General features: G+C 55.3%; 17 protein-coding genes and 2 pseudogenes. 4 read left to right on the top strand and 15 right to left on the bottom strand.

Annotation, left to right across the window (positions count from 1 at the left end):
• The first annotated feature begins 178 nt into the window (after positions 1-178).
• The 4 genes from EKL30_RS04665 (at position 179) to EKL30_RS04650 (ending at position 6,543) form a co-directional block, all read left to right on the top strand.
• Positions 179-1,465, top strand: coding sequence for an acetyl-CoA C-acetyltransferase (locus tag EKL30_RS04665; protein WP_126706058.1), 1,287 nt, complete (start codon positions 179-181; stop codon positions 1,463-1,465).
• 8 nt (positions 1,466-1,473) lie between these two features.
• Positions 1,474-3,426 carry a 3-hydroxyacyl-CoA dehydrogenase NAD-binding domain-containing protein gene (locus EKL30_RS04660; RefSeq protein ID WP_126706057.1) on the top strand — a complete coding sequence of 651 codons (1,953 nt, stop codon included), beginning with the start codon at positions 1,474-1,476 and terminating at the stop codon, positions 3,424-3,426.
• Positions 3,427-3,512: 86 nt separating this feature from the next.
• A complete protein-coding gene (locus tag EKL30_RS04655; protein WP_126706056.1) occupies positions 3,513-4,805 on the top strand; it encodes an OmpP1/FadL family transporter in 1,293 nt (430 codons plus the stop codon).
• 73 nt (positions 4,806-4,878) lie between these two features.
• A complete protein-coding gene (locus EKL30_RS04650; RefSeq protein ID WP_126706055.1) occupies positions 4,879-6,543 on the top strand; it encodes an AMP-binding protein in 1,665 nt (554 codons plus the stop codon).
• 120 nt (positions 6,544-6,663) lie between these two features.
• Here the strand turns inward: EKL30_RS04650 and rpsQ are convergent, their stop codons facing one another.
• The 15 genes and pseudogenes from rpsQ to tuf form a co-directional block, all read right to left on the bottom strand.
• On the bottom strand, positions 6,664-6,948 hold the full coding sequence (rpsQ, locus tag EKL30_RS04645; RefSeq protein ID WP_126706054.1) for a 30S ribosomal protein S17: 285 nt from the start codon (positions 6,946-6,948) through the stop codon (positions 6,664-6,666).
• A gap of 1 nt (position 6,949) precedes the next feature.
• Complete coding sequence (gene rpmC / locus EKL30_RS04640; RefSeq protein ID WP_126706053.1) at positions 6,950-7,141, bottom strand: 50S ribosomal protein L29; 192 nt, start codon at positions 7,139-7,141, stop codon at positions 6,950-6,952.
• 9 nt (positions 7,142-7,150) lie between these two features.
• Positions 7,151-7,567 (bottom strand): 50S ribosomal protein L16, encoded by a 417-nt coding sequence (gene rplP / locus EKL30_RS04635; protein ID WP_126706052.1) that lies wholly within the window; start codon positions 7,565-7,567, stop codon positions 7,151-7,153.
• A 3-nt stretch (positions 7,568-7,570) separates the two neighbouring features.
• Positions 7,571-8,359 (bottom strand): 30S ribosomal protein S3, encoded by a 789-nt coding sequence (gene rpsC / locus EKL30_RS04630; protein ID WP_102075455.1) that lies wholly within the window; start codon positions 8,357-8,359, stop codon positions 7,571-7,573.
• Between the two features lie 9 nt (positions 8,360-8,368).
• Positions 8,369-8,698 (bottom strand): 50S ribosomal protein L22, encoded by a 330-nt coding sequence (gene rplV, locus EKL30_RS04625; RefSeq protein ID WP_126706051.1) that lies wholly within the window; start codon positions 8,696-8,698, stop codon positions 8,369-8,371.
• Positions 8,699-8,701: 3 nt separating this feature from the next.
• Entirely contained in the window at positions 8,702-8,977 is a 276-nt protein-coding gene (rpsS, locus tag EKL30_RS04620; RefSeq protein WP_073109968.1) for a 30S ribosomal protein S19, read from the bottom strand.
• A 12-nt stretch (positions 8,978-8,989) separates the two neighbouring features.
• Entirely contained in the window at positions 8,990-9,817 is an 828-nt protein-coding gene (gene rplB, locus EKL30_RS04615; protein WP_126706050.1) for a 50S ribosomal protein L2, read from the bottom strand.
• Positions 9,818-10,114: a 50S ribosomal protein L23 gene (gene rplW / locus EKL30_RS04610; protein ID WP_126706049.1), complete on the bottom strand. Its 297-nt coding sequence runs from the start codon at positions 10,112-10,114 to the stop codon at positions 9,818-9,820.
• Positions 10,111-10,731 (bottom strand): 50S ribosomal protein L4, encoded by a 621-nt coding sequence (gene rplD, locus EKL30_RS04605; protein ID WP_126706048.1) that lies wholly within the window; start codon positions 10,729-10,731, stop codon positions 10,111-10,113. Before rplD ends, rplW begins: the two co-directional genes overlap by 4 nt.
• Positions 10,732-10,733: 2 nt before the next feature.
• Positions 10,734-11,423 (bottom strand): 50S ribosomal protein L3, encoded by a 690-nt coding sequence (gene rplC, locus EKL30_RS04600; RefSeq protein ID WP_199748487.1) that lies wholly within the window; start codon positions 11,421-11,423, stop codon positions 10,734-10,736.
• 266 nt (positions 11,424-11,689) lie between these two features.
• Complete coding sequence (locus EKL30_RS04595; RefSeq protein ID WP_126706046.1) at positions 11,690-12,535, bottom strand: glycine betaine/L-proline ABC transporter ATP-binding protein; 846 nt, start codon at positions 12,533-12,535, stop codon at positions 11,690-11,692.
• Positions 12,528-13,400 carry an ABC transporter permease gene (locus EKL30_RS19430; RefSeq protein WP_370246233.1) on the bottom strand — a complete coding sequence of 291 codons (873 nt, stop codon included), beginning with the start codon at positions 13,398-13,400 and terminating at the stop codon, positions 12,528-12,530. Before EKL30_RS19430 ends, EKL30_RS04595 begins: the two co-directional genes overlap by 8 nt.
• 105 nt (positions 13,401-13,505) lie before the next feature.
• A pseudogene (locus EKL30_RS19425) lies at positions 13,506-14,543 on the bottom strand (ABC transporter substrate-binding protein); the annotation flags it as partial.
• 93 nt (positions 14,544-14,636) lie between these two features.
• Positions 14,637-14,948, bottom strand: a complete 312-nt coding sequence (rpsJ, locus tag EKL30_RS04585; RefSeq protein WP_013743964.1) for a 30S ribosomal protein S10 — start codon at positions 14,946-14,948, stop codon at positions 14,637-14,639.
• Between the two features lie 60 nt (positions 14,949-15,008).
• Positions 15,009-15,215: pseudogene (gene tuf / locus EKL30_RS04580) on the bottom strand (elongation factor Tu); the annotation flags it as partial.

Genomic DNA, 15,215 nt, shown 5'->3' with positions numbered 1-15,215 from the left:
ACGTTTTAGATGTGTGCCGTGCCGCAAGTACGACTGCGTGCCGCTTGAACGCGGCATGGCTACAATGGCTTGGCCTGCAGTCGACGCTTGACGCCCGGTATATGCAACAGTTTCCTGCACTGAGCGGTAGACGCGTCCCCTGCTCCTGAAGGTAAGTTGGCATAAGGACTCCCCACCGATGGATTTTGAACCGGTATATATCGTCGATGGCGCGCGCAGTCCCTTCCTGAAGGCGCGCAATGCTCCCGGCCCATTCGCCGCTTCCGACTTGGCCGTCCAGACAGGGCGCGAATTGCTGCTTCGGCAACCATTCGATCCAAGCGACCTCGACGAAGTCATCGTCGGCTGCGCTGCCCCCTCTCCGGATGAAACCAATATTGGCCGCGTGATTGCCTTACGCTTGGGCTGCGGTTACCACGTACCCGGTTGGACGGTTATGCGCAACTGCGCCTCGGGCATGCAAGCCCTCGATTCAGCGCTGCTGGCTATCCAACGTGGTCGAGCAGATCTGATCTTGGCGGGTGGTGTAGATGCTCTGTCACGGGCACCCATCTTGTTCTCGGACGATATGGTTGCCTGGCTGGCCGCATGGGGCAGAAGCCGTAGCATGGGTCAGAAACTCAGTACGCTAAAAACCTTGCGCCCGAAATATCTCGCTCCGGTCATAGGCCTATTGAAGGGGCTGACTGACCCAGTAGCGGGCCTTTCCATGGGGCAAACCGCCGAAAACCTGGCGCATCGCTTTGGCGTGACGCGTCAGGACATGGACAATTACGCAGCCCAAAGCCATGCACGTACACGTGCCGCGCAGCACGGGGGAGTATTTCACGAAATCGTACCGCTGGTCGATCAAAAAGGCATGCTGTATGCCGAAGACGACGGTGCACGCGAAGATTCGACGCCGGCCAGGCTGGCGAAACTTAAACCGGTATTCGATAAACCATGGGGTAATGTCACTGCAGGCAATAGTTCACAGGTTACTGACGGCGCGGCTTTGCTCTTGCTTGCGTCTCAAACAGCGGTCGACCGCTTCCATCTGAAACCACTGGGTCGCATTACAGACGTGCAATGGGCTGCGCTAGACCCGGCGATCATGGGCTTGGGACCGGTGCATGCGGCATCTCCAATTCTGGAACGCCATCAGCTCGGACTGAACGATCTTGATCTATGGGAAATCAACGAAGCATTTGCTGCCCAGGTCCTCGGCTGCGTGGCGGCCTGGAACGAGGAAGCGTGGTGCCAGGAAAATCTGGGTCGCGGCGCACTGGGAGCACTAGACGTTCAACGACTCAATGTAGACGGTGGCGCAATCGCTCTCGGGCATCCCGTGGGGGCCTCTGGCGCCCGGATAGTCCTGCATCTGCTGAATGCGCTACGCGCGCGCAAACTCAATCGGGGTATTGCCACGCTATGTGTGGGCGGCGGCCAGGGCGGAGCCATGTTGATAGAAACCTGTAAGGAATAGGCACTATCATGACCTCTCATGATGAACCCCTGGCGTTACGCAACTTTAGTTGCGTGGTCGATGCGGAAAAAGTCGCATGGCTGGCCATCCATTGCCCTGATAGCCCTGTCAATCGCCTGTCATCGGAAGTGCTGCAGGACTTCAGTCGGGCTCTGGACTACTTCGATCAAAAACTGCCAGCGGGCTTGATCATTCATTCGTCAAAAGACGCTGGCTTTATCGCCGGCGCCGATATCGACGAATTTTCCGGTCTCGACACACCGCAAAAAGTGACTGAGCTGATTTCCCGCGGATGGATGCTGTTCAACCGTCTTGCCAAGGTTCCCTATCCGACACTGGCGTTGGTACGCGGGCACTGTCTGGGTGGAGGACTGGAACTGGCGTTGGCCTGCCGCTACCGTCTGCTCGTTGATGATCCGGGCACGTCGCTGTCCTTGCCGGAGGTCATGCTAGGCATATTTCCCGGATGGGGTGGGATGCAGCGCCTACCCGCATTGATCGGGGCACCGGCAGCCCTCGACATGATGCTAAGCGGCCGCCCGCAAGACGCACGCAAGTCGTTGAAGCTTGGTCTGGCTGATGGCATCGTCGCACCACGCCTTGTGAACCAAGCGGCCAAGTCCCTGGTATTAAGCGCGAAGCCCCGTCGCAAGGCCCGTGGCTTGGCCGCATGGCTTAACCACCCCTGGGCTCGCCCTTTTGTCGCGAGTCAGACTGTCAAGAAACTGGACGCTCGCGATCCCCATCACCACTACCCGGCGCCAAGAGTCATTCTCCAGATCTGGGCCCGCGACGATGGCAATGCGCTGAAGGCGCCGGAATTGATTGACCAGCTGATCCGTTCTGACACCGCAAGGAATCTTCTGCGCGTGTTTCGATTGCAGGAACGCTTAAAGGCCTTCGGCAAAGAAAGTCGACATCGTCCCGCTATAAAACATGTGCATGTGGTGGGCGCGGGTGTGATGGGCGGCGATATTGCTGCGTGGTGTGCACTAAAGGGTTTCACCGTTACGCTGCAAGACCAGGATCGCGGCCGAATCGCGGTAGCACAGGGGCGTGCCCACACCTTGTTTAACCGCAAAAAGAAAAATTGGCGTGAAGCCCGAGCGGCAGCCGACCGTCTTTTGCCCGATATGTCAGGAGATGGAATTCGACGGGCCGATCTCGTTATTGAAGCCATCACCGAAGACGCAGAAATAAAGCGCCGTCTTTACGCACAGATCGAGCCGCATTTGAAGCCCGGCGCCTTCATTGCGACGAACACTTCCAGCCTTACGCTTGAAGAACTATGCGGCGACATGCAAGATCCGGCGCGTCTGATCGGAATGCATTTCTTCAACCCCGTTGCCAGGATGCCCTTGGTCGAAGTCGTGGAAACGGCCACCGTAAATTTCGACGTTAAAGCGGCCACCTATGCCTTCCTAGGCCAAATCGACAAACTCCCCTTACCCGTTCAAAGCGTTCCGGGCTTTTTGGTAAATGCCGTACTCGCTCCTTATATGTTAGCGGCGATGCGGTGTATCGATGAAGGGATTAAACCCCAAACCATTGATGCCGCCATGCTTGCCTTTGGTATGCCGATTGGTCCGATAGAGCTTATCGATACAGTAGGGCTCGATATTGTGCGCGATGCCGGACGTCACCTTTCTGGTAGCGCCGCCACACCGGCCTGCCTGGAATTGCACTTGGCACGCAACGAGCTTGGCCGTAAATCCGGTCAAGGTTTCTATCAATGGAAGAACGACAAGCCCGTCAAGCCACCTGCCGGCCCAGTCCCACCCGGACTGGCAGAAAGATTGATCGAACCGCTTATCGACAAAACACGGGAACAACTCAACCGCGGCGTCGTGGCCGATGCTGACCTTGCCGATGCGGGTGTTGTTTTCGGCACAGGCTTTGCCCCTTTCACAGGAGGGCCTTTACATTACACACCGCCACATGGCAGGATACTCACTACATAAAACCTGATCGCTCTTTCCGGCAGCACATGGCTTTACCCCAGAAATCAACCTTTGCATCAAAGATCTGATTAAACCGGAGGTGTCATATGAAAGCTGTTTTGTCGTTGCGCGTGATTTCGGCAGTCGTTGTAGGGCTGGGTTCGGCAAGCGTCCATGCCGCAGGTTTTCAACTATTGGAACAAAACGCCAGCGGAATCGGAAACTCGTACGCCGGTTCTGCTGCGATCGCCGAGAACGCCAGCACGATCTACTTCAACCCCGCGGGCATGACACGTTTGAAGGGGGTGAATGTATCGGGGGGCGTCTCCGCCGTGCGTCCATCATTCAAGTTCAGCAACACCGCCAGTACAGTTCCCGGTGGTGTCGACGGCAACGGAGGTGACGCGGGTTCGTGGGGCCTAATTCCGAACGCCTATGCCTCATGGGAGATCACGCCTCAATGGTATGTGGGCCTTGGCATAGGCGCGCCCTTCGGCTTGAAGACGGAGTATGACGACACCTGGACTGGCCGCTACCATTCCAAGATGTTCAGCATAGAAACGATCAACGTCAATCCTTCTATCGCATACAAGGTGAACGACCAGCTATCGTTGGGAGCCGGCATTAATTGGATGCGGCTCGATGCCGAATTCAGCCGCGCCGCACCTGTAGTTGTGCCAGGCCTCGGTTTCGCGGGCGACCTGGATGCCACGGTAAAGATGGATGGCGATGCCTGGGGCTGGAATCTGGGTCTGCTTTATCAGCTTACCCCTGAAACCCGTATCGGTCTTGCATATCGATCAAAGGTGAAGATCGATCTTGATGGAAAGACGAGGGTTAGCAACAGTAGCGTTAGGGGCCGCGCCGCCGCCTTGGTGCCACCCATGAATGCAAACGCCGACACGTCGGTAGAGCTGCCCGATACGGCGATTTTAAGCGTGGTGCACGATCTGAATAGTCAGTGGCAACTGCTTGCCGATGTCTCGTGGACCGGCTGGAGCAGCATCAGGTCGCTTGATATTAATAACACCGGCAACCCGCGGGTCCCCAGCGACAGCCAGGATCTCCGTTTTCGCGACACATGGCGGATTGCGCTCGGCGCCAACTATAAATTGACTCATCAATGGACCCTTAAGGGCGGCGTCGCGTGGGATCAATCGCCCGTACATAAAGACAAATACCGCCCTACGGCTTTACCGGACAACGACCGATATTGGCTGTCGGTCGGGGCACGATATCACTTCAATGAGCGCACGACCCTCGATATCGGCTACGCGCACCTGTTCGTCAAGGACACGTCAATTGCCAACGACACCGCGGCGGCTACCAAAGGCATCGTGCGTGGCGATTACGATTCCGACGCAAACGTTCTGGGGATCCAGGTCTCACACCGGTTCTAAGCTGGGCCGCTTCTGCGCTCTCGCAAAGGTGATACGATCGAGCTGAATTTCAATTCAGCCTGGGGGTGGCTACATGGAACGTATCTGGCTTGAACATTATCCGCCGGGCGTTCCGGCCGATATCACCGATCAGGCGGCTGCATACAGCTCGCTGGTCGCCATGTTTGAAGAAAGTTGCGCACTACATACCAGCAAGACCGCTTACATTAGCATGGGCGTCACGCTGACCTATGGTCAACTCGATGAATACTCGCGGCAATTTGCGGCATGGCTGCAATCGATAGGGATCAACAAAGGCGATCGTGTGGCCCTTATGATGCCCAATGTCCTGCAGTACCCTGTGTGTCTTTTCGGGGCGCTACGGGCGGGGGCAGTAGTCGTCAATACCAATCCTTTATATACGGCGACAGAACTCGAACACCAGCTATCCGATTCCGGTGCGGAAACAATAGTCATCGCTGAAAACTTCGCGGCCACCTTGCAACAGGCGTTGCCACACACCGCAATCAAGAACATCGTCGTGACTTCGCTAGGCGATCTGTTAGGTTCAGTAAGGGGAACGATCACCGACTTGGTCGTGCGTCATGTCAAAAAGCTGGTGCCCGCCTGGAATCTTCCGAATCCCATCAGCCTGAAACACGCACTTTCGGAAGGTAAAAAGGCTTCTTACGCTGCCATCGATCTACGCCACACCGACTTGGCCTTCCTGCAATACACCGGTGGCACAACGGGGGTTGCCAAAGGCGCCATGCTCACGCACGGCAACATTGTGGCGAATGTATGTCAAGCCTACGCCTGGGTCCGGCCCTATGTCAGCGATGGGAAAGAATGCATCGTCACTGCCCTGCCGCTGTATCATATATTTGCCCTTACGGCCAATTGCCTGACCTACATGAAGCTGGGCGCGACGAACCTGCTGATCGTCAATGCCCGCGACATTCCGGACGTGGTCAAGAGCATGGGAAAAGTACGGTTTACTACCATTACCGGCGTAAACACCCTGTTTAATGCACTGCTGAATAATGCAGATTTTTTCAAACTGGATTTTTCAGGTCTCAAGGTGACCCTGGGCGGCGGGATGGCAGTCCAAGAAGTGGTTGCACAACGCTGGCTCAAGGCTACCGGCAATCCTATCGTGCAGGCCTATGGCCTTACCGAGACCTCCCCCGCAGTGACCGTCAATCCCCTAGACCGTAAAACGTTCACGGGCTCGATAGGGCTACCTGTACCGTCTACCGAAATATCCATACGCGACGGTAATGGTCGCGATCTTCCCCAGGGGGAAAGCGGAGAGATCTGTGTAAAAGGGCCGCAAGTGTCGCCCGGCTACTGGAATCGCCCGGACGAAACGGCCAAGGCCTTCGGCGCCGATGGCTTTTTATTCACCGGTGATATTGGCTACGTGGATCCCGAAGGCTACGTATTCATCATCGACCGCAAGAAAGACATGATTCTGGTCTCAGGATTCAATGTTTATCCCAACGAAGTCGAAGCCGTCGCCATGGAACATCCCGACGTTCGCGAAGCGGCTGCCATTGGCGTGGCAGACGAGCATTCAGGCGAAGTCGTAAAGCTGTATGTGATTCGCAAAAATGACAGTCTGACGGAAGAGGCGCTTATTAAGCATTGCCGCAGCAAGCTCACCGGCTACAAGACCCCAAAATACGTAGAGTTTCGAGAACAACTTCCGCGCAGCAACGTCGGCAAAATACTACGTCGCAAGCTGAAAGAAGAATAAGACGGCCCTATGTGAAAGATAAAAAAAAGCCCTGGAAAAAATCCAGGGCTTTTCTTTACGGCTTTACTTCCACGGCGGAGACAGCAAGCATGATGCAGGCATCATGCCGGCCGCACAGCCTTAGATGTTGCGCGAGGCTTCGAGCAAACGCACAACAGTCCATGACTTATCGCGGGAGATCGGACGACCTTCAGCGATTTCGACCATGTCACCTTCGTTGTACTGGTTCGTTTCATCATGCGCTTTGTACTTATTCGAGCGAACGATGATCTTGCCCAAGACAGGGTGTTTGACGCGGCGCTCAACGCTAACCACGACAGTTTTGTCCATCTTGTTGCTCACAACCCGGCCAACGAGGGTACGTTGGCGCTTAGCTGTTTCTTGAGTATTTTGAGTTTCGCTCATTTTACTTTCCTGCGTTCTCAGTCATGATGGTACGGACACGTGCGATATCGCGACGGACTTTACCAATTTGACTGGTGTTGGAAAGCTGCTGAGTAGCACGCTGCATACGCAGGTTGAATTGTGCTCTAAGCAGGCTCTCGAGCTCTTTACTGAGCTCGGTGGCGTCTTTGGAACGGAGTTCGCTGGCTTTCATGAGGTCTCCTTAAGCACCAATGTGGCGCGACACGAATGTCGTGCGAAGTGGCAACTTAGCGGCGGCCAGGCGGAAAGCTTCACGTGCAAGCTCTTCGCTTACACCTTCCATTTCATAGAGCACCTTGCCGGGTTGAATTTCTGCGACCCAGTATTCCGGATTACCCTTACCGTTACCCATACGGACTTCAGCAGGCTTCTGCGAAATCGGCTTATCGGGGAAGATACGGATCCAGATACGGCCGCCACGTTTGATGTGGCGGTTAATCGCGCGACGAGCAGATTCAATTTGACGTGCAGTCAGACGGCCACGATCAATGGACTTCAGACCGAAATCGCCAAATGAAACTTCTGCACCGCGAGTAGCCAAGCCCGTATTGCGGCCTTTCTGCTCTTTGCGGTACTTTCTGCGTGATGGTTGCAGCATGGTTTATTCTCCTTCAGGCGCCGGCGCGGCGTCTGGCTTGCGAGGGCCGCGACCACGACCAGCACCAGCGGGACGACGGCTGTCAGGACGGTCGCCACGAGGCGCACGACGCGGACGACGCTCTTCATCACGGGGAGCTGCGGTCTCGGGAGGCATTTCGCCGTTAGGCAACATGTCGCCCTTGTAGACCCAGACTTTGATACCGATGATACCGTAGGTTGTTTGGGCTTCGGCAGTGCCGTAGTCGATGTTAGCGCGCAGTGTGTGCAGTGGCACACGGCCTTCGCGATACCATTCGGTACGGGCAATTTCGATACCGTTCAAACGACCTGCGCTCATGATCTTGATACCCTGAGCACCCAGGCGCATGGCGTTCTGCATAGCGCGTTTCATGGCGCGGCGGAACATAATGCGTTTTTCGAGCTGTTGGGCGATCGAGTCAGCCACGAGCTGAGCATCGGTTTCAGGCTTGCGAATTTCTTCGATATTGACGTGCACAGGCACGCCCATCAAGCGTTGCAAGTCGGCCTTGAGGTTTTCGATGTCTTCGCCGCGCTTGCCGATTACCACGCCCGGACGTGCCGAGTAAATGGTAATACGGGCATTCTTGGCAGGACGCTCGATAATCACGCGACCAACAGAAGCGCTTTTCAGTTTTTTCTTCAGGTATTCGCGTACACGAATGTCTTCGGCGAGCATACCGCCAAAGGCCTTATCGTCGGCGTACCAGCGCGAAGTCCAGTTGCGGTTAACCGCGAGGCGGAACCCAATCGGGTGTATTTTTTGTCCCATTGTGACTCCTTAGGCGCCGACTTTGACCACAATGTGGCAAGTCTGCTTCTCGATGCGGTTACCGCGGCCTTTTGCACGCGCGGAGAAACGCTTCATCGATTGAGCCTTGTCAACATACACAGTAGTGACTTTAAGTTCATCGATATCGGCGCCGTCGTTGTGCTCGGCGTTAGCGATCGCGGACTCAAGAGCTTTCTTGAGCAGACCCGCGGCCTTCTTGGGTGTGAAAGTCAGGATATTCAGCGCCTGAGCAACCGACTTGCCACGGATCATGTCCGCAACAAGACGAGTTTTCTGGGCCGAGATATGGACTCCACGGATAATAGCTGTAGTTTCCATCACTTACCTCTTGGACTTTTTGTCCGCAGCATGGCCCTTGAACGTACGGGTCAGTGCGAACTCGCCGAGCTTATGACCGACCATGTTCTCGTTAACATACACGGGAACGTGCTGGCGGCCATTGTGCACAGCAATCGTCAGCCCAATGAACTCGGGCAGGATGGTGGAACGGCGCGACCAGGTTTTGATCGGCTTTTTGTCTTTGCCTTCCACGGCGGCATCGATCTTCTTGATCAGATGCGCGTCGACGAATGGGCCTTTTTTGATCGAACGTGACATGTTGTTCGCCCCTTACTTGCGCTTGCGGCGCGAGACAATCATATTGTCTGTGCGCTTGTTACGACGGGTTCTGAAGCCCTTGGCCGGAGTACCCCATGGGGAAACCGGTTCGCGACCTTCACCAGTACGTCCTTCACCACCACCGTGCGGGTGATCGACCGGGTTCATGGCAACACCACGAACTGTAGGACGTACACCACGCCAGCGCATGGCACCGGCCTTACCGATTTGACGCAAGCTGTGTTCTTCGTTTCCGACTTCACCGATGGTTGCACGGCAGTCGATATGGACACGACGGACTTCACCAGAGCGCAAGCGCACCTGAGCATAAGTACCTTCACGAGCCAACAGGACGGCTGAAGCACCGGCGGAGCGAGCCATTTGTGCACCCTTGCCCGGAAGCATTTCGATGCAGTGAATGGTGGAACCAACTGGTATGTTGCGGATGGGCAGCGTGTTGCCGGAGCGGATGGGTGCATCCAGACCTGACAACAAGGTTGCGCCTACTTCCAGACCACGAGGAGCGATGATGTAGCGGCGCTCGCCGTCTGCGTAGCACAACAAAGCGATGTGCGCAGTACGGTTTGGATCGTATTCCAGGCGTTCAACTTTCGCAGGAATGCCATCTTTGTTGCGACGAAAGTCGACAAGACGGTAATGCTGCTTGTGGCCACCGCCACGATGGCGCACAGTGATGTGACCATTGTTGTTACGGCCGGAACCGCGTGTTTGTTTTTCGAGCAGAGCTTCGAAGGGGGCGCCTTTATGCAGATTAGGCGTTGTCACCTTGATCATGCCACGGCGACCGGGCGAAGTCGGCTTGACTTTTACGAGTGCCATTTAATTCACCTCCGTAAAGTCGAGTTCCTGACCGTCTTTGAGCGAAACATATGCTTTGCGCTCGTTACGGCGGCGACCCATGAAACGGCCAAAACGCTTTTCTTTGCCCTTGCGATTCAATACCTGCACCGATTCAACTTCTACCTTGAACAACAGTTCAACGGCAGCCTTGATTTCGGGCTTGGTAGCATCGGCAGCGACGCGGAAAGCGATTTGCTGATTTTTTTCGGCAACAAACGTGGCTTTTTCAGTCACGATGGGAGCCAGGATAATTTGCAATAAGCGTTCGGCGTTCATCCCAACATCTCCTCGAGTTGAGCGATAGCCGTCTTCGTGATCAGCACTTTCTTGTAGTGGATCAGCGACAGCGGATCGGCATAACGCGGTTCAACCACGGCAACGTGCGGAAGATTGCGAGTTGCGAGGTACAGATTTTCGTCGAGCAGATCGGTAATGATCAGAACCGATTCGAGGCCCATGCTCTTGAGTTTGTCAGCTGCCAATTTTGTCTTGGGAGCGTCAAGAACGAAAGTATCGACGATAGAAATGCGATCTTCGCGAGCCAACTGGGAAAGGATCGCACGAATACCGGCGCGATACATTTTCTTGTTAACTTTCTGCGTGAAATTTTCTTCAGGCGAGTTCGGGAACGCACGACCACCTCCACGCCAGATAGGCGAGGATGTCATACCGGAACGAGCGCGGCCGGTGCCTTTTTGACGCCATGGCTTTTTGGTGCTGTGACGGACAGTATCGCGGCCTTTTTGCGCACGATTGCCGCTACGAGCATTAGCCTGGAACGCCACAACGACTTGGTGCACAAGCGCTTCGTTGAAGTCGCGACCGAAAATGGTGTCGGGAGCGGCAAACGTGGACGTTGATTGACCTTGGTCATTAAGGAGCTTGATATCCATGATTAGGCTCCTTTCTTCGCCGACATCTTGATAGCGGGACGCACGATAACGTTGGCATTCTTGTGGCCGGGCACTGCGCCCTTGACCAGCAACAAGCCACGTTCTGCGTCGACGCGAACGATGTCTAGATTTTGGGTGGTACGAGTAACATCGCCAAGGTGGCCCGACATTTTCTTGCCTGGGAACACACGACCTGGATCTTGTGCTTGACCGATAGAACCCGGAACGCGGTGCGAACGCGAGTTACCGTGCGAGTTACGCTGCGCGGTGAAGTGGTGGCGCTTGATGGTACCGGCAAAGCCTTTACCAATCGTGGTGCCTGTAACGTCCACTTTTTGACCTGCTTCGAATAGGCTTTCGACGGCCACGACAGAACCTGCTGTAAATTCAGCAGCCTTGGCGGGATCGAGGCGGAATTCTTTAAGGATACTACCGGCTTCAGCGCCGGCTTTGGCGTAATGCCCTGCTTGTGGCTTGGTCACGCGTGAAGCGCGACGGGTGCCATAAGCAACTTGCACTGCAGCATACCCATCGATTTCTGGTGACTTGACTTGGGTCACGCGGTTGTTCGACACGTCCAGTACTGTTACCGGGATGGACTCGCCTTCCTCGGTAAAAATACGGGTCATGCCAACTTTGCGCCCAACGAGTCCCAGCCGATAGGCGGCAGGCGTAGGTGTCGAGTTCGACATCGTTTTCTCCATTCCCGACTGCGATTGGTCGGGGCTAATTATGGTATGCGTAAAAACACTGCATACACGATTTCTAAGCCTTACTGGCTTTTTTTCAATAAGGCTTATAAAAACTGACCAGATTTTTTGGCCAAGCGTAGTACTTTAGCATGGCCACGCCATTGCATGCAAGTAAGAAATCGGTATATACCCTGAAGCGCGAAGGCCATACCCGAAAAGCCACAATCGTCCATTATTGAGATGGAAATAGCAGCATGGAGGCCATATCAAGCGGTCGCACCTGATGTATGGCCAGGGCCACGTTCCCGCCGCACCAGGAACCGCCCAACATATTCATTAACAGGATGATTCTTGATCTCGTCCGGCGTGCCGGCCTGCTCTACTTTGCCATCACGCAAGATGACGATATGTTGGCCCAGTCGCAGGGCTTCATCAATATCGTGGGTGATAAATACAATTGTTTTATGCAGGCGTTGCTGCAAGGCCAGTAGCTGGTCTTGCATGTCGTAGCGAATCAGTGGATCGAGCGCCGAAAACGCTTCATCCATCAGCAAGACCTCAGCATCAATCGCCAGCGCCCGGGCGAGGCCCACCCGCTGTTGCATTCCGCCAGACAGCTCATCGGGATAGTTCGATGCATACTCCAACAAGCCGACTCGTTCCAGCCATTGTTCTGCGCTTTGCCTGGCATGCAGCCGCGTGTCGCCGCGCACATCAAGACCGAAGGCCACATTATCAACAACGTTCAGGTGCGGCAACAGACCAAAGCTTTGAAACACCATGCTGATATGGTGGCGCCGTAGTTGGCGCAATTCCGGCATGCTCAGTTCAAGAATATTCTTGCCGTCAATCAAGATTTCACCTGATGAAGGGTCAATCAGGCGGTTCAGGTGTCGCACCAAGGTCGATTTGCCAGACCCCGACAATCCCATGATGCAGGATATCTGGCCGGTGGGAATACTGGCGCTTACTCCTGCGAGCCCTACATTGCACCGGGTTTGCGCCTGCACCTGCGCTCTGTCCGCGCCCTGCTTCAGCAATTCGATGGCGACAGCCTCTTGCTTTCCAAAGACTTTATAGACGTCTCGTATCTCGATTTTTGCGTCAGGCATCAAGATTCCTTGTGTCGTTGCCAGCATGAACGTGCCGTCGTGGCCGTCCGTAGGCTTGGGTGATGCGGTCCATCACGATGGCTAGGATCACAATCGCCAGGCCAGCCTGCAGGCCCCGACCAACGTCCAGTGTCTGAATACCGGCAAGCACGTCCTCGCCCAGTCCACGGGCACCGATCATCGAAGCCACGACGACCATGCCCAAGGCCATCATGGTCGTCTGGTTAATCCCCGCCATAATGCTGGGCCGAGCTAAGGGCAGCGTTACCTTAGTGAGCATTTGCCAGCGAGTCACCCCAAACGCCTGGGCCGCTTCGGTCACATTCGGGTCAACCTGGCGCAAGCCCAGAATCGTCAGGCGGATCAGCGGCGGTACGGCATAGATAACCGTTGCGAAGAGTGCAGGCACTTTACCTAGACCGAATAACATAAGGACAGGTATCAGGTACACAAAACTGGGGAGCGTTTGCATCACATCCAGGACCGGTATCAACAGGCGCCGCAAGAAGCGGAGACGGGCGGCGATTACCCCGATGGGAATGCCGACAACTACCGAGATTGCCGTGGACACCAGTACCAGGGAAAAAGTCTGGATCAGTTTGTCCCACAAGCCGAACAGGCCTATGGCGAAAAGGCCCGATACATACAATACAGTGGCCAGAGGTTTCCGAGTGGCATGCCACGACAAGACGGCCACGAAGGCCAGAAATAACCACGGCGGGATCTTCTGCATGATCCGCTCGACAGGAAGCAGTATCGCTGTGAGCATGAAATCGCTGACGCGCCGAAATGCGCCACCGTAGGCCTGGACCAGCTCTGTCACTTGCCGGTTAATCCAAGCGGCCCCCGACCATTGCGGGAACATCCAATGGCTTGCCGTTCCGGCATCGTTGCCTAGGGTGGCATCCACGTTGGCGACAATTTCGGCGGGCATCCATGCATGCCACACTTTCGGATGCTCTTTCAGAAATTCAGTGGCGGCGGCGTCTCCGGACAAGCGTTGTTCCGTCATGATCAATATCATGCGGTTCAGCAAAGCGGGTTCAAACGTCAGGCGATTGAAGAATTCGATGATCTGCGCATTATTTTGTGCGAACGGTCGTGAGACCGCGACTGCCAACCTGGCGACCAGGAAGTCCGACGGACATAAGGTTCCCTCCCCGCTTACGATGCTGTCCCAACATGTTTTGTTGAAAGGCCCTTGCTCAAGTTTGTGAAATTTGTACTTGGCCATCAGCCCCGCGGGCTGCCAATAATAGAAAAGTATGGGCTTGCCTTGGTCATACGCGGAGCTGATCGCCGCGTCCAGCGCTGCCCCTGTCCCTGCGCGAAAATTCGTATAGTCTTTTTCCAGGCCGCGCAGGGCCAGCAGACGGCTATTGGTTTTTTCGCAAACCCAGCCACTGGGACAATTAAGGAATCGCCCCTTACGCGGTTCTTCGGGATCGGTAAACAAGTGCTTGTACCGAGCCAGTTTGTCCCAGGAGTTCAGGTCGGGCGCTAATGGCTTGATTCCGCGGGCGGGATCCCCGTGGACCAGGTAATCAGGCACATACCAACCCTGCTGGGCACCGCCCTGTAAGGTATCACCCACTACCAGCACCGTTCCCTGGGCGACGGCCTTCTCGATGATAGGGGATCGGCCCGACCATTGCTCTGCAATGACTTGCAAATCGTTCTGTGCTAATGCCGATTCGACTGCCGCCGGAGTACCGGGCACAATTTCCACCTGACATCCGTACCCTTCAACCAGCAATTTCCGGATGACATGAGTTGTGAATGTGGCACTTTCCCAGGTTTGGTCGGCCAGCTTGATAACTTGTCCGCCGTTACATGGTGCCTGCGCCGCCGCATAGGCGGGACAGGCTGCCGCCAAGATTACCGCCAGAACGCCAAGAAAAACGTTTAGTTGTTTCAATAAAGCGACTCCTGGACACGTGCTTACCCGACGGCTTAGAACCTTGACTAAGCTTTTCTTTAACGAGATGCCGACCTGCGATTGGCGCACTTGGCGACATTGCCTATGCGTTCAAGAAAAAAAAAGCGCCATGCTTGAAGCATGGCGCCTTTCTTATACTGCGCCATAGGCGCCGCTTACAGATTACTGCAAAGCGATTTCTACGTCTACACCTGCTGGCAGGTCAAGGCGCATCAGTGCATCAACAGTCTTATCCGTCGGATCCACGATGTCCATAAGACGCTGGTGCGTACGCATTTCGAATTGGTCGCGCGATGTCTTGTTAACGTGCGGCGAACGCAGTACGTCGTAGCGGCGAATACGAGTAGGCAGAGGTACTGGACCACGCACTACCGCGCCCGTGCGCTTGGCTGTCTCAACAATTTCGGCGGCCGATTGATCGATCAGCTTGTAGTCAAACGCTTTTAAACGGATGCGGATTTTCTGGTTTTTCATGGGAATTCCTAAAGAACGAAGTAGGCAGGAGCAACATCGCCCCTGCCCGCCGTAGCAATTTTACTTGATGATGGTGGCAACGACACCGGCACCGACCGTACGGCCACCTTCGCGAATGGCAAAGCGCAAGCCTTCTTCCATGGCGATCGGGGCAATCAGGCTGACCTTGATCGAGACGTTATCGCCAGGCAGAACCATTTCCTTGTCCGCAGGCAATTCAATCGTGCCGGTGACGTCAGTCGTACGGAAGTAAAACTGAGGACGGTA

Source organism: Candidimonas sp. SYP-B2681 (assembly GCF_003971065.1).
Classification (GTDB): domain Bacteria; phylum Pseudomonadota; class Gammaproteobacteria; order Burkholderiales; family Burkholderiaceae_B; genus Pollutimonas.
Note: the sequence above shows the minus strand (reverse complement) of the source record. Positions and strands in the feature narration are given on the sequence as shown.